This is a genomic window from Rhizobium sp. P44RR-XXIV (genome assembly GCF_001999485.2).
In the GTDB taxonomy this organism is placed as follows: domain Bacteria; phylum Pseudomonadota; class Alphaproteobacteria; order Rhizobiales; family Rhizobiaceae; genus Rhizobium.
On sequence record NZ_MPVZ02000028.1, the window covers coordinates 477,429 to 499,949 of the forward strand.

Below are 22,521 nucleotides of genomic sequence, written 5' to 3' on the forward strand. Positions count from 1 at the left end.
CGGGCGCCCGCGGAAGAAAAAAGCGCCCCTTGCAGGGCGCTCCTTCATAAATCCAACGGCGATGTTGCTAAGCCGCTGCCATTTGCGTCGTCTCGTGGCTTGTCGGCGTGACCATCGCTGCGATGATGCTTTGCAGGTCGATGGCACCGACGGGCTTGCCGCCGGCATCGGTAACGATGGCGCCCGTCTGGCCCGCTTCCGTTATCTGCTTTGCGGCAATTTCAAGCGTCATCTCGGCAGGCACGCGCGTGCCGCCGGGCTCTCCGGAAAGCGGCTTCATGATAGTCTGTGCCTGGATGATACGACCACGGTTCACTTCCTTGACGAAAGCGGTGATGTAGTCGTCTGCGGGCCGCAGCACGATCTCTTGACCTGTTCCTTGCTGAACGACCTTGCCGTCGCGCAGGATCGCGATCTTGTCGCCAAGGCGAAGCGCCTCGTCGAGATCATGGGTGATGAAGACGACGGTCTTCTTCAATTCCTTTTGCAGATCGAGCAGCACGCTCTGCATGTCGACGCGGATCAGCGGATCGAGTGCCGAATAGGCTTCGTCCATCAGCAGGATGTCGCGTCATTGGTCAGCGCGCGGGCAAGGCCAACGCGCTGCTGCATGCCGCCGGAGAGCTGGTTGGGAAAGTGCCTTTCAAAGCCTTTGAGGCCGACGCGTTCGATCCAGTACTGACCTTTCTTTTCGCCCTCGGCGCGCGGCACGCCCTGAATGTCCAGACCGTAAATGGTGTTCTCAAGGACTGTGCGATGCGGCAGCAAGGCGAATTTCTGGAACACCATCGCCGTCTTGTGGCGGCGGAATTCGCGAAGGGCATTTTCATTCATCTTGCAGACGTCGACACCGTCATAGAGCACTTCGCCGACGGTCGGCTCGATCAGCCTGTTGATGTGGCGGATCAGCGTCGATTTGCCGGAGCCGGAAAGGCCCATCACGACGGTGATCGCACCGGCAGGCATGTCGATGCTGATGTCCTGCAGGCCGAGCACATGGCCGTGTGCCTCGTTGAGCTCCGCCTTGCCCATGCCGTTCTTCACTCGATCCACGTAGTCATGTCCGCGACGGCCGAAAATCTTGTACAGGTTTTTGATCTGGATCGCGTGACTAGCCATGAATGACCTCCGAGTGCTTCTGGAGCCGTCTGCCATAGGCCTGGCTCGTACGGTCGAAAATGATGGCGATCGCCACCAGCGCAAAGCCGTTGAGGAAGCCGACGGTGAAGAACTGGTTGTTGATTGCCTGCAGCGTGTTCTTGCCGAGGCCGCCGACACCGACCATGGAAGCGACCACGACCATGGCAAGCGACATCATGATGGTCTGGTTGATACCGGCCATGATGGTGGGCAGCGCCAGCGGGATCTGCACGTTGAACAGTTTCTGCCGGTTCGACGAGCCGAAGGCATCGGCCGCTTCGAGCACTTCCCGATCAACGAGGCGGATACCGAGATTGGTCAGTCGGATCATCGGTGGGACGGCGTAGATGACGACGGCGATCAGGCCCGGAACCTTGCCGATGCCGAAGATGACGACGACGGGAATGAGATAGACGAAGCTCGGCATCGTCTGCATCACGTCGAGTATCGGATTGACGATCGATTGCAGTCGGTCGGAGCGAGCCATCAATATGCCGATCGGCAGGCCGATGACGATCGCGATGAGCGTACAGACCGTCACCATCGCAAGCGTGATCATGGTGTCGCCCCAAAGGCCGCAGACGCCAATGAGAGTCATGGATATCGCCGTGCCGATGACGATCTTGAGATTGCGGCTGGCGGCATAGACGACGAGCATCATGACGATGAGCACGATGAACCACGGCGTGTTGGTGAACAGCCATTCCAGATAGTTCAGGAACCATTGGAGCGGCTGGACGATGGAATCGATGAGGTTGCCGTAGGCTCGCACGGATGCCCTGAACCCATCATCAATATTCTTGCGCGCGGCGCGTATGATCGACTCGTCTATTGCCGGAAAATTGCAAAGCACGTCCGGCAGGATCGTACACTGGATAGCCATGTATTTCCCCTTCTTGATCCGGTTCTATCCCTGTCCGCGCATGTGGCCTTCATGCACGAAAGGTATTGCAGCGCTGCGACCGGTTCTTCAGGCTGCTTTTCAATTCTTACTACATTTGCCGGCTTCAATCTGCACTCGTTGCGACCTGCAGCCATGTCGCTGTGTCGATATGAGTGTCGGCCTCGTCCAGAAAATATCAGAACGGCGACAGGCATATGCCTGTCGCCGATTCTTTCATGCAGATCAGAGCGAAGCCTTGATCTTGGTGGCGACGTCGGCCGAAACCCACTTCGTCCACATATCGGGGTAGGTCTTGAGGAAGTACTTGGCGCCGTCCTCGTTGGTACCCTGATTGTCGGTCATCCAGGCCAGAACCTTGCCGACGGTGGCGTTATCCCACTTGCGGGTCTTGACGTAATCCATGGCAACGCCGGCCTTCGCGGCAAAACCCTTGGTCACGACGGTATAGACGTCGGAAACCGGATAGGAGTTCACCTTCGGGTTGGCGCAATCCTGGATCGCCGTGCAAGCGTCCCATTCCTTCTTGTCGTGCGGGACGTTGAAGCTCAGGCGCACCATGTCGTACTTGCCGAGGATGGCGGTCGGAGCCCAGTAGTAGCCGAGCCAGCCACTCTTCTTTTCGAAAGCGTTGGCAATCGAACCGTCGAGGCCAGCTGCCGAACCGGTGTCGACAAGCGTAAATCCGAGCTTGTCGGCGCCGAGTGCCTTGTAGAGGTTGGTGGTCGAGATCTGGCAGTTCCAGCCTGCCGGGCAGTCATAAACTGCACCCTTGGACGGATCTTCCGGGGCAGGGAAGAGTTCTGGATGCTTCAATGCGTCCTGAACGGTCTTGATATCCGGATGCGCGTCGGCAAGGAACTTCGGAATCCACCATCCCTCGACGCCGCCATCGCTTAGCAGCGGTGCTGCTTCTATCAGGCGGCCTTCCGACACGGCCTTGTCGAGTGCGGTGCGCACGGCATTGACCCAAAGCTCCGGTGCGACGTCCGGTTGGCCCTTTTCGTCCATCGAGGTAAAGGTCGGCTGCGTGTCGCCGGTTACCAGCGTCACGTTACAGCCATAGCCGTTCTGCAGGATGATCTTGTCGACCTGAGCGGCAACGCCGGCGGAGGCCCAGTTCATTTCGGCGATCGATACGTCGCCACATTCCGCAGCATGCGCCGAGCCAGCCAAAGCATAGGCGCCGAATGCAAAAATAGCGGAAGCGAGAAGCTTCTTCATTTGATGATGTCTCCCAATTTTTCGTTGCGTTGCGGAAATCGACTTCACGCACGTACGATGTCTGTCGATCCCCTGTCAGCGTGGTTCAACCACAACCGTTCATACGCCGCTGACGACGCCCGCACGGTCCCCTTTGCTGCCGTCGTGCATCTGGTCTTTTTGCGACCGCGGAACCCTGTCGCGGTCGGGCATTCTTTGCATCGACGACCGGCAGCCTAAGGATTTGAGGGAAGAAATCAACAGCCTGCCAGCCAAATGGACTTATCGCGCCTCTTGGAGAAGACGATATAAGCGTCTGAATTAGCCTATTTTCTACTATTCACGGCTGCAAAATGGGCATCAGGACGGTCCGGCGAGGCATTCCAGCGCTGGTGGAGATAAGTATGATTAAAATATCGCGCCCCTGAAAGACGTTTTTTATTCCATTTGCGTCGTTTGCGATTTCGCAGCGCGAATGAGAAAATTTTCAAAAAAGTTTTCGAATTCATTCTTAGTTAAGCACTTAATAACCCTCCAGTAACGATGTCGGGTTATCAATCAATGCGTGGCGGGGGACACCGCTGCTTCTCCGGATCAGGTAATGCGTACCGGGGAAAGCGAACCTTGCGGCGTACGTGCAGGGTAGCCGGCGTTTTTTGGCAAACCGCGTTGATCTCCGGATCGCGCGGTTTTCGCGTTTCTGGTGCCTGCATTTCCCATGGAACCAGGCCGGCCTGTCCGAGAGTCGATGTTCATCCGTCATGGAGAGTAAAAGTAAAGCCGCCGATGCGGTCGCATGGCGGCTTGTCGTGCGTAGTTTGTCGCGCAGGGCTTGCGGCTTGACTGGATATCAGCCGACGCTGTAGGTGCGGATGAAGCCGACCGTACCAAAACGCGTGTCGAGCTGCTGCAGGCGGCTTTCAGGGCGACGGACCGGCAGCTTGCCATTCCAGGCGATCTGGATGGAATTCTGTCTGTTGAAGATGAAGAGCATTGGGGTATCCTCTAAGCCGGATCGGCCGGTTCCGTTGTTTGTTTTCGCGGTGGAGATAATCCTCTTCCTCATAACTAACAATGGATGAAATCGTCATCCGGTGTCGCAAACAGAGCATGATTGAGAATGATGCATTTTTGTATCGTACCGGCGGCTTCCAGCCGTTAGAGATCGCGGCAAAATCAAGGCGAAATGCCGGATTTTCAAGGGCTACACCATCTTGGAGCGACGAGGAATGACAAAGGCGATCATGCTGCAGGGGACCGGCTCCGATGTCGGAAAAACGGTATTGGTCGCCGGACTATGCCGCCTGTTCGCCAACAGGGGCGTCAGGGTCCGTCCGTTCAAGCCTCAGAACATGTCCAACAATGCGGCCGTTGCCGAGGACGGTGGCGAGATCGGCCGTGCCCAGTGGCTGCAGTCGCTGGCGGCACGCGTTCCTTCATCCGTACACATGAACCCGGTGCTGCTGAAGCCGCAGTCGGATGTCGGCAGCCAGATCATCGTGCAGGGAAAGGTGTGGGGCCACGCCAAGGGCAGGGATTATCAGGCGCTCAAGCCGCAATTGCTCGGAGCGGTATTGGAAAGCTTTGCCGCGATCCGCGCGGGGACCGACCTTGTCATCGTCGAGGGGGCGGGTTCACCGGCCGAGATCAACTTGCGACGAGGCGACATCGCCAATATGGGCTTTGCGACACGCGCCAACGTTCCGGTCGTGCTGGTCGGCGATATCGACCGCGGCGGTGTGATCGCGTCGCTGGTTGGCACCTATCATATCTTGCCGGAAGAAGACCGGCGGATGATCCGTGGCTACATCATCAACAAGTTTCGCGGTGACGTCTCGCTGTTTGCAGAGGGCATAGACGTGATCGGCGGCTTTACTGGCTGGCAGTGCCATGGCGTCGTGCCATGGCTGAAGGCAGCCGCCCGGCTCCCGGCCGAGGATTCCGTCGTGCTGGAACGGCTGGCGCGCGGTTCGTCCGGCGCCTTGAAGATTGCCGTGCCGATGCTCTCGCGTATCGCCAATTTCGATGACCTTGATCCGCTGCGGGCCGAGCCCGACGTCGATCTCGTTTTCGTGCGTCCCGGTGAACGTCTGCCTGTCGATGCGGGGCTCGTGGTTCTGCCGGGATCGAAGTCAACCATCGGTGACCTTTTTGATCTGCGCGAGCGGGGATGGGATCGCGACATCACCGCGCATGTGCGTCGGGGCGGCCGCGTCATCGGCATCTGCGGCGGCTATCAGATGCTTGGCCGCATGGTCTACGATCCGCATGGTATCGAAGGCTCTGTGACCGAAACGCCTGGTCTGGGCCTGCTCGATATCGAGACGGAAATGGCGCCGGAGAAAACAGTCCGCAACAGCCTAGCCCTCTCCAGGGAATACGACGTGCCTCTATCCGGTTATGAAATCCATCTGGGCGTGACCAGCGGCGCGGACTGCGAGCGGCCCTCGACTGTCATCGATGGGCGGCCGGATGGTGCGCTGTCACCAGATGGGCGCATCATGGGGACTTACCTGCACGGGCTCTTCGGCAGCGATGCGTATCGTGCAAAGTTGCTCGAAAGCTTCGGTCTCAGCGGCGAGCGGACCGACTATCGCGCCGGCGTCGACGCAGCACTCGACGAGATCGCGATCGAGCTCGAGAGCGTGCTTGATCCCGCCTGGCTCGATAGTCTCGTCAATTAAAGCTCCCCGGAGACTTCGCGGCGCCGACGGTCGAGTTCTTCGCTGTAGCGGCGCAACGTATAGCTTTCGGTCAGCAATCCCACGACCTTGCGTTCAATCAGATCGTTGACTACCACGAGCGCTTCGCTCTTGGTTTGCTCAAACATGGCGGCGGCCTGCTTGGCGTTCATCTGCGGCTGCAGGAATTCGGCGCGCAGGCGGATGAAGTCTGAAAGGCCATGTTCCTCGTCATCCTTCTCGACCGGGCTCGCATAGACGTCCGGCACCAGCACCATGCCGGAGTATTTCTCCTTCTCGTCGATCAGGATGACGCGCTGCGCCGAGCCGATCGGGAAGGACTTCCGGAACTCCTCGATGCTCATTCCGACGTCAGCCGTATGCACATCGGGGCGCATCATGCGGGCCACGGTGAGGTTGCGGATCCAGCCGACGTCGTGGGCGCTGCGGATGCTTTCGCCGCGCAGATGGAAGCGCCATGTGGCGAAAGAGTAGCCGAAGGTCGTGCGCACCACGAGAGAAGAGGTGATGACGGCAGCCAGCACCAGCGCGGTGATCGGGAAGTCGCCGGTTATTTCCAGCGCCAGGAAGGTCATCGTCAAGGGGCCGCCGATGATCGAGACAGCAAGCGCACTCATGCCGACCACGGCATAGACGACCGGCGTCAGCGTGGCGTGATCGAAATAGGGGGCGCAATAGGCAAAGATTTTGCCCAGCAGCGCGCCCATGAACAGCGACGCGAAGAACAGACCACCTCTGAAGCCGGAACCGATCGACACCGCCGAGGCGAGGGATTTCAAGACGAAAAGGCTGACCAGCGCCCAGAGGGTGACGTCGCTGGAGAGATTGAGATGCAAGGCGCCATGGCCGGCTGACAGAACCTGAGGCGATATCAAGGCGAGCAAGCCGACGAACAGGCCGCCAAGCGCCGGGCGGAAGGGCGGCGCGATGGAACTCTTGCGCGCCAGTTCCTCAACCCAGGCAACGCCCTGCATGATCAGGATGCCGATGCCGGCGCAGAAGGCGCCGAGTAAGACAGCAGGCAGGTAATCCGCCGGCACGATTGCGCCGAAATGGCCGATATCGATGGCAAAATCGTCGCCGGCGAGCAGCCTTGCGATCATCGTCGATATCAGGGCGGAGACAACGACAGGCGTCAGGGTCAGGATGGAATAGGTGCCGATGATCAGCTCGAAGGCATAGAAGGCGCCGGTCAAGGGGGCGTTGAAGGCGGCGGCGATGGCGCCGGCCGCACCGCAGCCGACAAGCATACGCAAGTCCGCGCGGCGCATCTGCATCTTGTAGCCGAACTTCGAGGCGATGCCGGCGGCAAGCTGCGTATAGCCGGCCTCAAGCCCGACAGAGGCGCCGAAGCCGTTCGAAATCAGGTTCTGCACGGCGACGATGATGCTATCGGTGAGCGACATGCGCCCGCCATGCAGCGCATTGGCTTCGATCGGGTCGACCATCGGTTTTTTGCGGGTGCGGGACAGAATGTAGAGCAATATGCCGAGAATGATGCCGCCTGCCACCGGTGCTATCAGCAACACCGACTTGTCGGGTATAGCCACTGCCGCCGAGCTTAGGCGTTCATAATCCGTAATCCCGTAGATGAGGCTGTGCAGCTTGCGGGAGACGAAGCTCATGGCCGTCACGGCGCAGCCGGATACGACGCCTACGAGCGCGCCGGCGAAAACGAGTCCTAACTCACCACGACGCAGTAATGCTCTAAATCGACCAAGATCGAATAGGGCCGAGAACACGCCGAGGCGACGGGGTTGGAATTTCTGCAACATTGGGAGCGGACGACACGTTTCTTCTAGAAGATGAGGGCTTAACCTCTATAAACTCCTAACATCAAAGAAATGCGGCAAAAAGACCGGCGTTTTCAGTGATTATGCGGCAAGTTCGCGGCTGGAACATGCAATGTCGCATCCATGTCGTTGATTGACTTGAACTAAGTGAAAGCCTAATCATTGCCGGCATAACGAATGGTTCCTGAGCGGCGATCTGCCGCATGGGATGAAAAGGGAATGTGACGGGACGGACCCAAGCCGGGCGTTCTCATCACAGCCGACCCCGCGACTGTAGAGCGGTCAGGGTCTTTCGTCCGGTTTGATGGCCATCCCGCCGATGGTTCGCATGGTGCGAACAGGTGGAGCAACGTCAAGCCGGAAAAGCCACTGGTGTGGCATCATGATCTACCGGGGTTGGACGCCTCTATTGTCTACGAATCGTCCGCCTTTTCATGATGTCTTGCCGGGAAGGCGAGAAAGATCCGCTGGTGTACGATCGGGGGCGACCGGTTTCGGTCCGCCCCCGTCGCACCACTATCCGCGAGCCAGGAGACCTGCCATACGTGCCGGGCGCAGAGCCTTTCCAGGGACATTGGTTCCGCTGCCAGCACGGAGGTTGTCATGGCGAGAAACGAGTTTTGGGCGTGCAGTCGCCCCTTTTTCGGATTTGGCCGGATTCCGCCTTTGCCCGCTGCTGCGAGCGAGAACAACGCATGTCCGCTTTGAATTCCCAAGCCACATTCGTCCTCGGCGGCGCGCGCTCCGGCAAATCGCGATTCGCTGAAACGCTGGTTTCGGACACCGGGCTGGAGCGCCACTACGTGGCGACAGGGCAGGCTTGGGATGACGAGATGCGCGATCGGATCGCGCAGCATCGCGCCGACCGTGGCGATCTCTGGCAGACGCATGAGGAGCCGGTCAATCTTGTCGCGCGGCTGGCCGCGATCGACGCCGACGGTCGCGCCGTGCTGGTGGATTGCCTGACGCTCTGGGTCACCAATTTGATGATGGCCGAGCGGGATATGGCAACCGAGTTTGCCGCTCTTACCGAATTTTTGCCGAAGGCACGATCGCGGCTCGTTCTCGTCTCCAACGAGGTCGGGCTCGGAATCGTGCCCGAAAATCGCATGGCGCGCGAATTTCGCGATCATGCCGGCCGACTGCACCAGATGGTCGCGGCGGCGAGTGCCGAAGTTTATTTTATCGCAGCGGGATTGCCGCTGAAAATGAAGGGTTGATCCATATGAACCAGGAAAAGATTCCCGCCACCGTCATCACCGGCTTTCTGGGAGCCGGCAAGACGACGATGATCCGCAATCTCTTGCAGAATGCAGGCGGCAAGAAGATTGCCCTCATCATCAACGAATTCGGTGATCTCGGTGTCGATGGCGATGTGCTCAAGGGCTGCGGCGCGGAGAATTGCACGGAAGACGATATTATCGAGCTAACCAACGGCTGCATCTGCTGCACCGTCGCCGACGATTTCATCCCGACTATGACGAAGCTGCTCGAGCGCGAATCCCGCCCAGACCATATCGTTATCGAGACGTCGGGTCTGGCACTGCCGCAGCCGCTGGTCGCCGCCTTCAACTGGCCTGATATCCGCACCCACGTCACCGTCGATGGCGTCATCACCGTGGTCGATAGCGCCGCTGTGGCCGCCGGCCGCTTTGCCGATGATCACGATGCTGTCGAAGCCCGCCGCGTCGAAGACGATTCGCTCGATCACGAAAGCCCGATCGAGGAACTGTTCGAGGATCAGCTGACCTGCGCCGATCTCATCGTGCTCAACAAGACCGACCTGATCGATGTCGCCGGCCTCGGCCGCGTTCGTGCCGAAGTCGCGTCACGCACCGTCCGCAAGCCGACGATCATCGAGGCGAAGAATGGCGATGTGCCAGCTGCAATCCTGCTCGGCCTCGGCATCGGTACGGAAGGCGATATTGCCAACCGCAAATCGCACCATGAGCTGGAGCATGAAGACGGAACGCCGCACGATCACGACGAGTTCGACAGCTTCGTCGTCGAACTCGGCCCCATTGCCGATCCGGTTGCCTTCACCGAAGCGCTGAAGGACGTGATTTCCGAACATGACGTCCTGCGCCTCAAGGGCTTCGTTGACGTGCCCGGCAAGCCGATGCGCCTGCAGTTACAGGCCGTCGGCAGCCGCATCGATACCTATTTCGATCGTGCCTGGGCGCTCGGCGAGGCTCGCGCCACGCGCCTGGTCGTCATCGGCCTGCATGAGATGGACGAAGGGATCGTGCGCAAGGCGATCGAGGCCCTGGTCTAAGGCAAAGCCATGCATCTCCTGCTAGCCCAGAAGGGAACGATCAGCGACGGTGAGGAGGCGATCGATCTCGGCCAAACGCCAGGTGATATCCTTTTCCTGTCGGCCGCCGATACCGAGCTCGCGGCGATTGCCGCGGCGCACGGGCAGGGTGGCCGTTCCCTGAGGCTTGCGAGCCTGATGAGCCTCAAGCATCCGATGTCGGTCGACACCTATATCGACCGGACAGCGCGGCATGCGAAGCTGATCATCGTGCGGGCACTGGGAGGTGCAAGCTATTTCCATTATGCGCTGGAGGCACTGCATGCCTGCGCCGCGCGCTACGGCGCGGCGATTGCCGTGCTGCCGGGCGATTCAAAGCCCGATCCGGGGCTGACGCCATTTTCCAATGTCGCGCTCGATGATCTCAATGCGCTCTGGTCCTATCTGATCGAGGGTGGGGAGGCGAATTCCAGGGCGTTTCTGGCCTATGCCGAGGCGATGCTTTCCGGCGCCGAGAAGCCGATGCCCGCCGCCCCCTTGATGAAGGCCGGCATCTGGTGGCCGGGCAAAGGTGCGATCGGGATCGAGGAGTGGAGGAGCCTTTCCAACGCGGGGATGGTAGTCCCGGAGGGACTCGAACCCCCGACAATTGCGGTCTCCTTCTATCGTGCGCTTGTACAGAGCGGTGAAACCAGGCCCGTCGAAGCGATGATCGAAGCGCTTATCGGCGAAGGTATGCGGCCGTTGCCGGTCTTCGCTTACAGCCTGAAGGATGCGGTTTCGGTCGGCATTCTGGAGAGCGTTTTTGCCGAGTTGAAGCCGGATGTTGTCGTCAATACCACGGGCTTTGCGGTGTCTGCACCAGGTGCAGATCGCCAACCGACAGTTTTGGAATCGAGCGAGGCGATCGTCCTGCAGGCAATCTTCTCCGCTTCGTCAAAAGAGGCCTGGGAGGCATCGTCGCAGGGACTTTCCGCGCGCGATCTCGGCATGAATGTCGCGCTGCCAGAGGTCGACGGACGCGTGCTTGCCCGTGCCGTATCGTTCAAGGCGGCGGCGCGTTACGACGAGCGGGTCGAGGCAAACATTGTTGCCAGCGAACCGCTTGATGATCGCATGCGCTATACGGCGCGGCTGGCCGCAAACTGGGCTCGATTGCGCAATGCGCAGCCGTCCGCCCGGCGTGTCGCGCTTGTTCTGGCGAATTACCCGAACCGGGACGGGCGACTAGGTAACGGCGTCGGGCTCGATACTCCCGCCGCACGATCGAAGTTCTGAGGGCGATGCAGGCGGCAGGCTATCCTGTAACCGACGTGCCGGAAGATGGTGACGCGCTGATGCGGCATCTGGCGGATGGCCCTACAAATTCAGGGCATGACGGCCGTGTTGTTCGCGAAAAGCTTTCCTTCAGTGAATACAAAGATTTCTTCTCATCGCTTCCGAAGCAGATTCAGGATGAAATTACGGATCGTTGGGGAGATCACGAGGCAGATCCTTATGCCCTGGACGGCTCCTTTGCCCTGCCATTCACGCGCTTCGGCAATGTGCTTGTCGGCATCCAGCCGGCGCGCGGCTACAATATCGATCCGAAGGAGAGCTACCATTCTCCCGATCTTGTGCCGCCGCACGGCTATCTCGCCTTCTATGCTTTTCTGCGCCGATCCTTCGATGCCCATGCCGTTATCCACATGGGCAAGCATGGCAATCTCGAATGGCTGCCGGGCAAGGCGCTGGCGCTCTCCGAAACCTGCTATCCCGAGGCGATCCTCGGGCCGCTGCCCAATCTCTATCCGTTCATCGTCAACGACCCCGGCGAGGGCACGCAGGCCAAGCGCCGCACCAGCGCTGTGATCATCGACCATTTGACGCCGCCGCTGACACGTGCCGAAAGCTATGGCCCGTTGAAGGATCTGGAGGCACTGGTCGACGAATATTACGAGGCGTCGGGCGGCGATCCGCGCCGCATTCGTCTGCTGCGCAAGCAGATTTTGCACCTCGTCGCCGATATCGGCCTCGATCAGGATGCCGGCATTGCCAAGGGCGAAGGCGAGGATGAGGCGTTAAAGAAACTCGACGCCTATCTTTGCGACCTCAAGGAAATGCAGATCCGCGATGGCCTGCACATTTTCGGCGTCTCGCCATCCGGGCGGTTGCTGACGGATTTGACGGTGGCTTTGGCGCGCGTGCCGCGTGGCTTGGGTGAGGGTGGGGATCAGAGCCTGCAGCGGGCGATTGCGCGGGATGCTTTCGTGGATGTGGAGGGTGCAGCACCCCCTCTGTCGCGTTCGCGACATCTCCCCCACAAGGGGGGAGATCGTTAACCCGCGGCGTTTCCTCCCCTCAAACGGAGATCGAGTCCGCTGAGGTTGAAGGCGATGATTTGGGAGCGAGCGGCATACTCCCTCCAATCTCCCCCCTTGTGGGGGAGATGTCAGCAAAGCTGACAGAGGGGGGTATCCCTCCAGGAACACCATTCGATCCATTGGATTGCGATATGGCGGCGGACTGGACTGGCCAACGTCCAGATATCCTCGCCAATATTTCCGACGCCCCCTGGCGTACCCAGGGCGATACCGTCGAGCGCATCGAACTTCTGGCCGCTCAATTCGTGTCAGGCGAAATCGCCTGCCCGGAGAGCTGGCCCCACACAAGCGTCGTTCTCGCCGAAATCGAAACCCGCCTGAAGCCATCCATCCTTGCCTGCGGTGAAGCGGAGATCGCCGCGCTGATGAAGGGCCTTGACGGCCGTTTCGTCCCCCCCCGGCCCGTCAGGCGCACCGACGCGAGGCAGGCCGGATGTGTTGCCGACCGGGCGGAATTTCTATTCGGTGGACAGTCGCGCCGTGCCGACGCCGGCGGCCTACGAGCTTGGCAAGAAATCCGCCGAACTGCTGATCCGTCGCTATGTTCAGGACCATGGCGAGTGGCCCGTTTCTTTCGGTCTCACCGCCTGGGGCACATCGAATATGCGCACCGGTGGCGACGATATCGCGCAAGCGTTGGCGCTGATCGGCGTCAAGCCGGTCTGGGACATGACGTCGCGGCGCGTCACTGGCTATGAGATCATCCCGCCGGCGATGCTCAGGCGGCCGCGCGTCGACGTCACGCTGCGCATCTCCGGCTTCTTCCGTGATGCATTCCCCGAGCAGATCGCTTTGTTCGACAAGGCGATCCGGGCTGTCGGGGCGCTCGAGGAAGATGCGACTGATAATCCGATCGCAGCGCGCATGTGCGGCGAGATCGCGAGGCTGGAAGCGGCGGGTCTGGATGTGGCCTCCGCCAGTCGTCGCGCCGGCTACCGCATCTTCGGGTCCAAGCCCGGAGCCTATGGTGCGGGCCTGCAGGCGCTGATCGATGAGAAGGGCTGGGAACGGCGCGCGGATCTGGCCGAAGCCTATCTCGTCTGGGGCAGCTATGCCTATGGCGCCGGCGAGGAAGGACGGGCAGAGCGCGGGGTGTTCGAGGAGCGATTGCGCTCGATCCAGGCGGTCGTGCAGAACCAGGATAATCGCGAGCACGACCTGCTCGATAGCGACGACTATTATCAGTTCGAGGGCGGCATGGCTGCCGCTGCCGAACAGCTGGCGGGCACGCGACCGTCGATCTATCACAATGACCATTCGCGCCCGGAAAAGCCTGTCATCCGTTCGCTCGAGGAGGAGATCGGCCGGGTGGTGCGCGGACGCGTCGTCAATCCCAAATGGATCGATGGCGTCATGCGGCATGGCTATAAGGGCGCGTTCGAGATTGCAGCGACCGTGGACTATCTCTTTGCTTTCGCGGCAACGACAGGAGCGGTTCGCAACCATCATTTTGAGGCTGTCTATCAGGCCTTCGTCGTCGATCAGCGGGTGCGCGATTTCATGGCGGAGAAAAATCCGGCGGCGCTGCGCGACTTGAAGGAACGTCTGCTGGAGGCAATCGATCGCAATCTGTGGACGCCGAGAAGCAACTCGGCGCATTTTGATCTGGAGAGCCTGAAACCGGGCAAGGAGGTTGCGGCTTGAGCACGGTCGACAACCTCCTGACTGTATTCCGCGACTATCTCCTGTCGCGCAGCGATCGGATGCTCGGGCATTTCATCGAAGGCTTTCAATGGTCGATGGAGGAGCGGCCTATTGTGCCGCGCGATCTGCCTGTTGTCAGTTATCTTCGCGAGCCTCATCGGCCGAGCAAGGAGCCGGAGTCAACTTTGTTTGCCAGGCTTCATGACGCCGCCAGCAGTTTGCATTGGGCCCAGACCTACAGCATCACCGATTTCGGCGGCGACTTTCTGCAGAAATATGGCTGGGTCGAGCTCTTCGGCACGCGCGGGCATTTCGCAAGCGATGACATGGCCGGCGGCTTTCTGCTGCTTGGGCCTGGCGTGCATTATCCCGATCACCATCATCAGGCCGAGGAAATCTATATTCCGCTGACGGATGGTTCGCAATGGAGCAAGGATGGGCAACCTTTCCTGCCGCGCTGGTCTGGCGAGGTGATCCATCATCCCTCGAACATCCCCCATGCCATGAAGACGGAAGCGACACCGCTGGTGGCGCTCTACCTCTGGCGTGGCGGGCCGCTGGCACAGAAATCTATTATATCAGGGAGAACGCAATGAGCGACGAATTGGCCGAAACCGGCACTGACGCACCCAAGAACGACGACGCTCGCCATGCCGACAAGATGGCCAAGAAGAAGGCCGCGCGCGACAAGATCATGGCGTCGAAGACGGACGAGAAGGGCCTGATCATTGTCCATACCGGCAAGGGCAAGGGAAAATCCTCCGCCGCCTTCGGCATGATCTTCCGTCATATCGCGCATGGAAAACCCTGCGCCGTCGTACAGTTTATCAAGGGTGCCATGTGGACCGGCGAGCGCGATCTGATCGAAAAGCATTTCTCCGATGTCTGCCAGTTCCATACGATGGGCGAAGGTTTTACCTGGGAGACTCAGGATCGCGCCCGCGACGTGGCGGCGGCAGGGGCTGCCTGGGAAAAGGCCAAGGAGCTTATCCGGGACGAGCGCAACTCGATGGTGCTGCTGGATGAGATCAACATCGCGCTTCGCTACGATTATCTCGACCTCAACGAGGTGATCGAATTCCTGAAGGCCGAAAAGCCCTACATGACGCATGTGGTATTGACGGGCCGCAACGCCAAGGAAGAGCTGTTCGAGATCGCCGATCTTGTCACCGAGATGGAGCTGATCAAGCATCCGTTCCGCTCCGGCATCAAGGGACAGCCGGGCGTCGAATTCTGATCGACGGCGAACCCTTCTAGCCCGTCGCGGTCATTGTCGTCAGCAGTTCGGCCGTCTCTGCATCCGCGGGGAAGAAGGACTCGATCGCCAGCTCGGATAGCGTCACATCGACGGGCGTGCCGAAGATGGTGGTCGTCGAAAGCAGGGAGAGGCGGCCTGCCTCTGTGTCGAGTTCCAGCGGCACTGCGATGCCGGCGAAATCCCGGTCGAGGGAGCCTGTTTTCTGCATGGGTGGTGCTGGATAGGCGGAAAGCTCTTTCAGCAACCTCACCAGCACGGGGTCGCCCGTCGCTGATATCTGCTGGCGCAGGCGCTCCAGCAGATGGTTGCGCCATTCCGCCAGATTGATGATCCGGGGCGCCAACCCATCCGGATGCAGGCTGAGCCGCAGGACATTTATCGGCGCGGTGGTCAGCGAGATATCGGCGACACCGGCAAGTAGCGGCGCGACTGCTGCATTGGCGGCAACCAACGTCCAGTGCCGGTCTATCGCCAGAGCCGGGAAGGGTTCATGGCCCTTCAGGACCATATCAATGGCGCGGCGTGCCGGCGCAAGGGCAGGATCATCCAGCTTACGTTCGGGAAAGACCGGAGCAAATCCTGCCGCCAGAAGCATGGGATTGCGCTCGCGCAAGGGAACGCCGAGCCGCTCTGCGAGATGCATCAGCATCTCGCGGCTGGGAAGCGAGCGCCCGCTCTCGATGAAGCTGAGATGTCGTTGCGATATATCGGCTTCAAGGGCGAATTCCAGCTGGCTCAAACGACGGCGTTGCCGCCATTCGCGCAGATGGTCGCCGAGAGAGCGGGCTGTCGCCATCATGCAGCTACCGGCAGCTGGTCGATGAAGCCGTGTACGGACTTCAGGCGATCTCCCTCGAGAATGGCGAAATCCGTACCCTTGATCAGCGGCTCGGCATCAACAGGGCCAAAGCCCCAGGAAAAGCGCAGATTGTCGCCATGCCGGTCGCCCTCGGTGATCAGCGTGAAGCGGAAGCCGGGGAAGCGTTCATGCGCTGCCGTGACCAGGGCATGGATCTGCTCGCGATCGTCGGCCCGCATCATCGGATCGATATAGCTGCAGTTTTCGGTCCATGCTTCGGCGATGAGGGCGCGTCGGCGGTCCGTGTCCGCCTCGTTCCAGATGGCGATATAGCGGTCGGCAATGGTGGTGGCATCGGTCATCGGTCAACTCCTTTGGCTCGCCTGAACCGTTCAGGCAGGGCGATCATCGGCGCGTACCGAAGCACTATCAATTACGTCGGAGGTAATCAAAGGCTCTGATCTAACAGTCCGAGCCAGATCCTGACGGGATGCGATGGGTCGGCTAGCAGCTTCACGGCGAAGGCGATGCAGACGACGACCAGCAACGGTTTGATCAATTTCGCGCCGATGCGCATGGCGAGCCGCGAGCCGAGCTGGGCACCGAGGAACTGGCCGAGCCCCATCGTCAGCCCGACTTTCCAAAGAATGGCGCCGGAGAAGATGAAGACGATAAGGCTGCCCAGATTCGAGCCGAAATTGAGCAGCTTCGTATGTGCCGTCGCCTTCAGCAGGCCGAAGCCGGCGAGCGTGACGAAGGCCAGCATGAGGAACGAACCGGTGCCTGGTCCGAAGGCACCGTCGTAAAAGCCGATCAGCGGCACGAGGGTCACGCCGAAAAGCCCCGCACTCATGCGCCGATGCTTTTCGATATCGCCGAGATTGGGCTTGATGGCGAAGTAGAGCGCAATGGCGATCAGCAGGAAAGGCAGGATGACGCGCAGAACATAGCTCGGCATGATCGTTGCCAGCATCGCGCCAAGCATGCCGCCGATCACGGCCATCAGCGCCATCGGCAGCTGTTCGCGGAGCTGCACATGCCCCTGCCGGGCATAGGCGATAGTTGCAGAGGCGGCGCCGCAGATCGACTGCACTTTGTTGGTGCCGAGCGTCTGCAGCGGCGGAATGCCAGCCAAGAGCATGGCAGGCACCGTGACCAGCCCGCCACCGCCTGCGATGGAATCGACAAAACCGGCAAAGAAGGCAGCGGCAAAGAGCAGGAGCAGGATCTGGAGGGTAATGTCTTGCAAGGTGGGAACTCTAAGGCGGGAGATTAGCGCGCCTTCTTGCACTTCGATGGCTTGAAGGCAATTGCCTGTGGGACACACCGGGCGAAATTGACGGCTCGGGAAAGGGTGGCTACACCTGCGATATCGGTTGTCGCAGCTGGGAGCGAACATGACCACATATGCCAATTCCGCCCGCCGCTATATCCTTGGCCTTGGTTGCGAAAGCGGCACGGACTGGAACCATGTGCGCCTGTTGGCGGAGCGAGCTATGCAGGAGGTCGGAATCGGGCGCGAGGAGCTGCTAGCCGTCGTGTCCATCGATACGCGCATGGATGAGCCTGCCATCTTGGAGGTCGCGACGCATTTTCGCCTGCCGGTGCGCTTTTTCAAGGCGGCCGCGCTGGAGCGGGAGACGCCACGCCTGAAGAACCCGTCCGATGTCGTCTTCACCCATGTCGGCTGCCATGGCGTCGCTGAAGCCGCCGCATTGGCGGCTGCCGGTGCCGATGCGGAGCTTGTCCTGCCCAAGATAAAATCGGATTTCGCCACCGCCGCGATCGCCAGGATCGGGTGACGACTGAAATCACTGTTGCCATCACACAAATGGCTCATGCGACATCGTGGCGGCATTTCGCCGGCCGTGGTTCTCGTGTATTCCGGTAGTTCGAGCATGATCAGAAACGGGAGGAGATTTCCGGAAGATCAAGCTTAATCAGTATATTGGTAAGGAAAAATCATGCATAAGGTCATTTACGATACGGATCCGGGCGTTGACGACGCCATGGCGCTTCTCTTTCTTCATCGCCACCCGGATATCGACCTTCTCGGCGTAACGACGGTTTTCGGCAACGCCTCGGTGGATACGACGACCCGCAACGCGCTATTCCTCAAGCGCGAGTGGAATATTCCGTGCCCAGTCGCCCGCGGCGCAAGCGTTACATTCGATCCCTCGCGGCAGGAGCGTGCATGGCCGACCATGGTTCATGGCCGCAACGGTCTCGGTGACATCGACGTGCCTGAGACGATCGATGTGCCAGCCGATCCGCGCCCGGCCTATCAGTTCATCATCGACACCGTCCGCGCCAATCCGGGTGAGGTGACGCTGGTCGCCGTCGGTCGCATGACCAACCTTGCCTTGGCCCTGAAGCACGATCCCGAAATCGCCTCGCTTGTAAAAGATGTCGTGATCATGGGTGGCAACTTCTATGTGCCGGGCAATGTCAGCCCAGTGGCCGAGGCGAATATCCATGGCGATCCGGAAGCTGCCGATTTCGTCATGACGGCACCGTGGAAGGTGGTCGTTGTCGGTCTGGACGTCACGTCGATCACGACCATGAGCCGCAGCTATCTGGCCGATATGGCAAAGGCCGGTGGCCCCTCCGTGCAATTGCTGTCGGATCTGTCGCAATCCTACATCGATTTCTACAAGCATGCGGTCGAAGACGGCATGATGGTTCACGACAGCTGCGCCTGCGTCTATGTCGTGGCGCCTGAGCTGTTCGACACGATCAACGGTTCGATCCGTGTCGTCTGCGGCGGTATCGCCGATGGTCAGACGATCATCAAGCAGGACGGCCGCCACTTTCCGCCGGGTGATTGGGACAATCTGCCGAGCCAGATCGCCTGCACGGGCATCCGCTCGCAGCAGGTCATCGACCTTATCCGTGATGTGATCCTGGGCAAGGTAAAGCACTAAGGCAGATAAGGAGGGGGCGATCGCGTCCCCTCCGCCATCCCTGGCTCCATTGAACAGCCATTCCGGCGAGTTATCATATGGTTATTTGAGTTTTCGGACATATTGAGTCCGCAAAGCCGCTCACTTGATTGGCATAGGTTTCCATGTCCTGTCGCCGTTGGAAAAGCCCATAGCGTGCTATCGCTCATGCCGAAGGCTTCTATTGCGTAGTGTTGGCGAGAGAAGGGATGCCAGGTTCGCGTCGTCTTATCCCGTTCTCAACGTTGCAATTTCGGCCATGCGGGCATAGGACAAATGAGATGAATGACACTGCATTTTCCAATCTGCCGGTGCTTGAGCCGGGCTCCGTCTGGCTGGTCGGCGCCGGGCCCGGAGATGCAGGCCTGTTGACCCTGCTGGCGGCCAAGGGACTGGCCGAGGCGGATATCATCGTACACGACGCATTGGTGAACGAGGATTGCCTCAAGCTCGCGCGGCCGGGAGCCGTGCTGGAATATGCGGGCAAGCGCGGCGGCAAGCCTTCAGCCAAACAGCGCGATATTTCACTGCGGCTGGTGGAGCTGGCGCGCGCCGGCAAGCGTGTTCTGCGCCTGAAGGGCGGGGATCCATTTGTTTTCGGGCGGGGCGGCGAAGAAGCGCTGATGCTCGTGGAGCACGGTATTCCCTTCCGAATCGTACCCGGCATCACGGCCGGCATCGGCGGGCTTGCCTATGCCGGCATTCCGGTCACCCATCGCGACGTCAATCATGCTGTTACGTTCCTGACCGGCCATGATTCGTCCGGCGTCGTGCCTGACGCCATCGACTGGGAGGCGATTGGCAAGGGATCGCCTGTCATCGTCATGTATATGGCGATGAAGCATATCGCCCAGATCACCGCCAATCTCATTGCTGCTGGCCGTTCTGCGGATGAGCCTGTCGCTTTCGTCTGCAATGCCGCCACCTCTTCGCAGCAGGTGCTGGAAACGACGCTTGGGCGCGCGACGGCTGATATCGAGGCATCTGGTCTTGAGCCGCCTGCGATCGTTGTCGTCGGCGACGTCGTAAAGTTGCGCCCGTCGCTCGATTGGCTCGGCGCTCTTTCCGGGCGCAAGCTTCTGCCGGCAACGGAGGGGCGAGCTGGAGTCGGGCGCAAGGAGTCGGCATGAGTGGCCTCTTGATTGCCGCACCGGCATCGGGCTCCGGCAAGACAACCTTTACGCTTGGCCTCTTGAGGGCGTTGCGGCAGAGGGGCATTGCCGTTGCATCCGGCAAGGCCGGTCCCGATTATATCGATCCGGCCTTTCACGCCGCAGCGGCGGGTTCGCCCTGTCTCAATTTCGATCCCTGGGCCATGCGCCCCGAACTCATATCCGCCAACTCGGCGCTTCATCGCGCCGGTGGCCGGATGCTCGTCATAGAGGGTATGATGGGCCTGTTCGATGGCGCTGCTGACGGTTCCGGCACGCCGGCCGATCTTGCGGCCTTGCTGAGCCTTCCCGTCGTACTGGTTATCGATGTCTCGCGCATGTCACATTCGGTGGCGGCTGTTGTCAGCGGCTTTGCCAATTTCCGCGCCGATATCCGCATTGCCGGTGTTGTGCTGAATCGGGTTGCGAGCGAGCGGCATGAGGCGATGCTGCGCCGAGCGCTCGACGCCGTGCGGATGCCCATTCTCGCCGTCATCGGAAGTGACAAGAGCCTGACACTGCCTGAAAGGCATCTCGGGCTTGTGCAGGCCGGAGAGCACGCCGCGCTGGAGCAATTTATCGAGTCCGCGGCCGGCATTGTGTCGAAGGCATGCAATTTCGAGCTGTTACTGCGGGCGGCCCAGCAGAATGTCGTGCACCCGTCGGCCGCCAATATCGCGCGGCTGATGCCACTCGGGCAGCGTATCGCGGTGGCGCGCGATATCGCATTCGCGTTTTGCTACGAGCATATGCTGCTCGGCTGGCGGCGGCGCGGCGCGGAGATTTCCTTCTTTTCCCCTTTGGCAGACGAAGCGCCGGCAGCAGATGTGGATGCCGTCTATCTGCCTGGCGGTTATCCCGAACTGCATGCAGGCAAACTTGCGAGCGCCCATAATTTTCTTGCGGGAGTGAGAGACGCGGCAGCGCGCGGGGCGCGCATCTATGGCGAATGCGGCGGCTATATGGTGCTTGGCGAAGGCTTGGTGGATGCAGCAGGTGCACGCCACGCGATGCTCGGTCTCCTGCCAGTTGTGACGAGCTACGAGAAGCGGCAGCGCCATCTGGGCTACCGGCGCTTGACGCCTCTTGTGGGCTCGTTCTTCGACCAACCAATGACGGCGCATGAGTTTCACTATTCGACGATCGTTTCGGAAGGCGAGGCGGACCGCCTGTTTGCGGTCAAGGATGCACTCGGCGCAGATCTCGGCACCGCGGGCCTGCAGCGCGCCAATGTCGCGGGTTCCTATATGCATCTGATCGATCTTGCCGGGGAGCCTGCATGACCAACAGGATCGTCCATGGCGGCGGCATCACCGCGGCGGCGCGTCAATATGGTGGGCGGCCGGAAGATTGGCTGGATTTGTCGACCGGCATCAATCCCAATCCCGTTTCCTTGCCGGAGGTGCCTGTCTCGGCCTGGCATCGGCTGCCAGACCAGCATTTGCAGGAGCGGGCGCGCGAGGCGGCGAGGGGATATTACCGCAGCGGTGACGTCATGCCCTTGCCGGTTCCGGGCACGCAATCGGTCATCCAATTGCTTCCAAGGCTAGTTCCTGGCGGAAGCATCGCCGTTCTATCGCCGACCTATGGTGAATATGCCCGGGCTTTCACACTCGCGGGCCTTAAGGTGCGTCAGGTTTCCGGAATTGCCGATCTGACCGCGGATGACGGGCTTGTGGTCGTCGTCAATCCCAACAATCCGGACGGGCGGATGTTGTCGCTCGATCAATTGCGGGATCTGCATGACAGGCAACACAGGCAAGGCGGCATCTTGCTGGTCGATGAGGCCTTCGGCGATGTCGAGCCGGCGGCGAGCATCGCTCCTTATGCTGGCTCCATGCCGGGCCTCATCGTCTTCCGCTCCTTCGGCAAGTTCTTCGGTCTGGCCGGCCTGCGGCTCGGCTTTGTGATTGCCGAACCTTCGATCATGGCTCGTTTCGAGGACTGGCTCGGTCCTTGGGCGGTGTCAGGCCCGGCGCTGTCGATCGCGGCATCGCTGATGGAGCGCGACACCAGCGGCATCCGCGACCGCATTCTGCAACGACATCGCGGGCTGGAGACGGTTCTCCGTCAATCACATCTGCATGTTGCCGGAGGCACGGCTTTGTTCACGCTTGTTGCGGACGACCGTGCCGAGAGGATATATACGCATCTCTGCCGCCACCATATTCTGGTCCGCAAGTTCGATTATGCGCCTCATTGGCTGCGCTTCGGTCTTGCTCCGGATGAACAGGCGGATCGCAGACTCGCCGGGGCACTGGAGTCGGATGATTTTAGGTCTGTTCGACCTAAAATCTGAATCCGCTCCAGAAACAAATAAGTAGAGCATGATGTCGTCCGAAAACTGCTCACACTTTTCGGCATCATGCTC

17 protein-coding genes, 2 pseudogenes and 1 riboswitch are annotated in these 22,521 nt (G+C 60.3%); of the genes and pseudogenes, 11 read left to right on the plus strand and 8 right to left on the minus strand.

Going from position 1 to position 22,521, the window contains the following annotated elements; genetic code table 11:
- Positions 1 to 67 precede the first annotated feature (67 nt).
- From BSK43_RS19425 to BSK43_RS35130, 4 genes and pseudogenes are all read right to left on the minus strand, one after another.
- Positions 68 to 1,119: pseudogene (locus tag BSK43_RS19425) on the minus strand (glycine betaine/L-proline ABC transporter ATP-binding protein).
- Complete coding sequence (locus BSK43_RS19430) at positions 1,112 to 2,023, minus strand: proline/glycine betaine ABC transporter permease (protein ID WP_077468863.1); 912 nt, start codon at positions 2,021 to 2,023, stop codon at positions 1,112 to 1,114. The pseudogene BSK43_RS19425 and the gene BSK43_RS19430 overlap by 8 nt, the downstream one beginning before the upstream one ends.
- 243 nt (positions 2,024 to 2,266) lie before the next feature.
- Positions 2,267 to 3,265 carry an ABC transporter substrate-binding protein gene (locus tag BSK43_RS19435; protein WP_068398780.1) on the minus strand — a complete coding sequence of 333 codons (999 nt, stop codon included), beginning with the start codon at positions 3,263 to 3,265 and terminating at the stop codon, positions 2,267 to 2,269.
- An 829-nt stretch (positions 3,266 to 4,094) separates the two neighbouring features.
- Complete coding sequence (locus BSK43_RS35130; RefSeq protein ID WP_168806842.1) at positions 4,095 to 4,238, minus strand: hypothetical protein; 144 nt, start codon at positions 4,236 to 4,238, stop codon at positions 4,095 to 4,097.
- 235 nt (positions 4,239 to 4,473) lie between these two features.
- Here BSK43_RS35130 and BSK43_RS19440 point away from each other — a divergent pair, with 235 nt between their 5' ends.
- Positions 4,474 to 5,928 carry a cobyric acid synthase gene (locus BSK43_RS19440; RefSeq protein ID WP_077468861.1) on the plus strand — a complete coding sequence of 485 codons (1,455 nt, stop codon included), beginning with the start codon at positions 4,474 to 4,476 and terminating at the stop codon, positions 5,926 to 5,928.
- Here BSK43_RS19440 and BSK43_RS19445 read toward each other — a convergent pair.
- Positions 5,925 to 7,721, minus strand: coding sequence for a chloride channel protein (locus tag BSK43_RS19445; RefSeq protein WP_077468860.1), 1,797 nt, complete (start codon positions 7,719 to 7,721; stop codon positions 5,925 to 5,927). The genes BSK43_RS19440 and BSK43_RS19445 overlap by 4 nt on opposite strands.
- 179 nt (positions 7,722 to 7,900) lie before the next feature.
- A riboswitch (cobalamin riboswitch) is annotated at positions 7,901 to 8,298 on the plus strand.
- Between the two features lie 136 nt (positions 8,299 to 8,434).
- On the opposite strand from BSK43_RS19445, the gene cobU reads away from it, so the two are divergent.
- The 5 genes and pseudogenes from cobU to cobO all read left to right on the plus strand — a co-directional run bounded on the left by cobU (position 8,435) and on the right by cobO (position 15,237).
- Complete coding sequence (gene cobU / locus BSK43_RS19450) at positions 8,435 to 8,959, plus strand: bifunctional adenosylcobinamide kinase/adenosylcobinamide-phosphate guanylyltransferase (protein ID WP_077468859.1); 525 nt, start codon at positions 8,435 to 8,437, stop codon at positions 8,957 to 8,959.
- A 5-nt stretch (positions 8,960 to 8,964) separates the two neighbouring features.
- The gene (gene cobW, locus BSK43_RS19455; RefSeq protein WP_077469368.1) at positions 8,965 to 10,014 is read left to right on the plus strand and encodes a cobalamin biosynthesis protein CobW; all 1,050 of its coding nucleotides are present in this window, start codon (positions 8,965 to 8,967) and stop codon (positions 10,012 to 10,014) included.
- A 9-nt stretch (positions 10,015 to 10,023) separates the two neighbouring features.
- Positions 10,024 to 14,000 (plus strand): annotated as a pseudogene (cobN, locus tag BSK43_RS19460) (cobaltochelatase subunit CobN).
- Positions 13,997 to 14,596: a dimethylsulfonioproprionate lyase family protein gene (locus tag BSK43_RS19465; protein ID WP_077468857.1), complete on the plus strand. Its 600-nt coding sequence runs from the start codon at positions 13,997 to 13,999 to the stop codon at positions 14,594 to 14,596. Before cobN ends, BSK43_RS19465 begins: the two are co-directional and overlap by 4 nt.
- Positions 14,593 to 15,237, plus strand: a complete 645-nt coding sequence (gene cobO / locus BSK43_RS19470; protein WP_077468855.1) for a cob(I)yrinic acid a,c-diamide adenosyltransferase — start codon at positions 14,593 to 14,595, stop codon at positions 15,235 to 15,237. The genes BSK43_RS19465 and cobO overlap by 4 nt, the downstream gene beginning before the upstream one ends.
- A 16-nt stretch (positions 15,238 to 15,253) precedes the next feature.
- Here cobO and BSK43_RS19475 read toward each other — a convergent pair whose 3' ends face one another.
- The 3 genes from BSK43_RS19475 to BSK43_RS19485 form a co-directional block, all read right to left on the minus strand.
- Positions 15,254 to 16,057 (minus strand): helix-turn-helix transcriptional regulator, encoded by an 804-nt coding sequence (locus tag BSK43_RS19475; protein ID WP_077468853.1) that lies wholly within the window; start codon positions 16,055 to 16,057, stop codon positions 15,254 to 15,256.
- On the minus strand, positions 16,054 to 16,419 hold the full coding sequence (locus BSK43_RS19480; protein WP_077468851.1) for a nuclear transport factor 2 family protein: 366 nt from the start codon (positions 16,417 to 16,419) through the stop codon (positions 16,054 to 16,056). The genes BSK43_RS19475 and BSK43_RS19480 overlap by 4 nt, the downstream gene beginning before the upstream one ends.
- Before the next feature lie 86 nt (positions 16,420 to 16,505).
- Positions 16,506 to 17,306 carry a TSUP family transporter gene (locus BSK43_RS19485; protein ID WP_077468850.1) on the minus strand — a complete coding sequence of 267 codons (801 nt, stop codon included), beginning with the start codon at positions 17,304 to 17,306 and terminating at the stop codon, positions 16,506 to 16,508.
- Positions 17,307 to 17,454: 148 nt separating this feature from the next.
- Here BSK43_RS19485 and BSK43_RS19490 point away from each other — a divergent pair, with 148 nt between their 5' ends.
- The 5 genes from BSK43_RS19490 to cobD all read left to right on the plus strand — a co-directional run bounded on the left by BSK43_RS19490 (position 17,455) and on the right by cobD (position 22,449).
- A complete protein-coding gene (locus BSK43_RS19490; protein ID WP_077469367.1) occupies positions 17,455 to 17,859 on the plus strand; it encodes a cobalamin biosynthesis protein in 405 nt (134 codons plus the stop codon).
- 162 nt (positions 17,860 to 18,021) lie between these two features.
- On the plus strand, positions 18,022 to 18,981 hold the full coding sequence (locus BSK43_RS19495; protein WP_077468849.1) for a nucleoside hydrolase: 960 nt from the start codon (positions 18,022 to 18,024) through the stop codon (positions 18,979 to 18,981).
- Positions 18,982 to 19,280: 299 nt separating this feature from the next.
- Positions 19,281 to 20,129 (plus strand): uroporphyrinogen-III C-methyltransferase, encoded by an 849-nt coding sequence (cobA, locus tag BSK43_RS19500; protein WP_077468848.1) that lies wholly within the window; start codon positions 19,281 to 19,283, stop codon positions 20,127 to 20,129.
- A complete protein-coding gene (locus BSK43_RS19505; protein ID WP_077468846.1) occupies positions 20,126 to 21,433 on the plus strand; it encodes a cobyrinate a,c-diamide synthase in 1,308 nt (435 codons plus the stop codon). Before cobA ends, BSK43_RS19505 begins: the two co-directional genes overlap by 4 nt.
- Positions 21,430 to 22,449, plus strand: a complete 1,020-nt coding sequence (cobD, locus tag BSK43_RS19510; RefSeq protein ID WP_077468845.1) for a threonine-phosphate decarboxylase CobD — start codon at positions 21,430 to 21,432, stop codon at positions 22,447 to 22,449. Before BSK43_RS19505 ends, cobD begins: the two co-directional genes overlap by 4 nt.
- Positions 22,450 to 22,521 lie beyond the last annotated feature (72 nt).

Excerpts from the sequence above, each read along its gene's own strand:
- BSK43_RS19430 (WP_077468863.1), bottom strand. The coding sequence starts at position 2,023 with ATGGCTATCCAGTGTACGATCCTGCCGGACGTGCTTTGCAATTTTCCG.
- BSK43_RS19435 (WP_068398780.1), bottom strand. The coding sequence starts at position 3,265 with ATGAAGAAGCTTCTCGCTTCCGCTATTTTTGCATTCGGCGCCTATGCT.
- BSK43_RS35130 (WP_168806842.1), bottom strand. The coding sequence starts at position 4,238 with ATGCTCTTCATCTTCAACAGACAGAATTCCATCCAGATCGCCTGGAAT.
- BSK43_RS19440 (WP_077468861.1), top strand. The coding sequence starts at position 4,474 with ATGACAAAGGCGATCATGCTGCAGGGGACCGGCTCCGATGTCGGAAAA.
- BSK43_RS19445 (WP_077468860.1), bottom strand. The coding sequence starts at position 7,721 with ATGTTGCAGAAATTCCAACCCCGTCGCCTCGGCGTGTTCTCGGCCCTA.
- cobU (WP_077468859.1), top strand. The coding sequence starts at position 8,435 with ATGTCCGCTTTGAATTCCCAAGCCACATTCGTCCTCGGCGGCGCGCGC.
- cobW (WP_077469368.1), top strand. The coding sequence starts at position 8,965 with ATGAACCAGGAAAAGATTCCCGCCACCGTCATCACCGGCTTTCTGGGA.
- cobO (WP_077468855.1), top strand. The coding sequence starts at position 14,593 with ATGAGCGACGAATTGGCCGAAACCGGCACTGACGCACCCAAGAACGAC.
- BSK43_RS19475 (WP_077468853.1), bottom strand. The coding sequence starts at position 16,057 with ATGATGGCGACAGCCCGCTCTCTCGGCGACCATCTGCGCGAATGGCGG.
- BSK43_RS19480 (WP_077468851.1), bottom strand. The coding sequence starts at position 16,419 with ATGACCGATGCCACCACCATTGCCGACCGCTATATCGCCATCTGGAAC.
- BSK43_RS19490 (WP_077469367.1), top strand. The coding sequence starts at position 17,455 with ATGACCACATATGCCAATTCCGCCCGCCGCTATATCCTTGGCCTTGGT.
- BSK43_RS19495 (WP_077468849.1), top strand. The coding sequence starts at position 18,022 with ATGCATAAGGTCATTTACGATACGGATCCGGGCGTTGACGACGCCATG.
- cobA (WP_077468848.1), top strand. The coding sequence starts at position 19,281 with ATGAATGACACTGCATTTTCCAATCTGCCGGTGCTTGAGCCGGGCTCC.
- BSK43_RS19505 (WP_077468846.1), top strand. The coding sequence starts at position 20,126 with ATGAGTGGCCTCTTGATTGCCGCACCGGCATCGGGCTCCGGCAAGACA.
- cobD (WP_077468845.1), top strand. The coding sequence starts at position 21,430 with ATGACCAACAGGATCGTCCATGGCGGCGGCATCACCGCGGCGGCGCGT.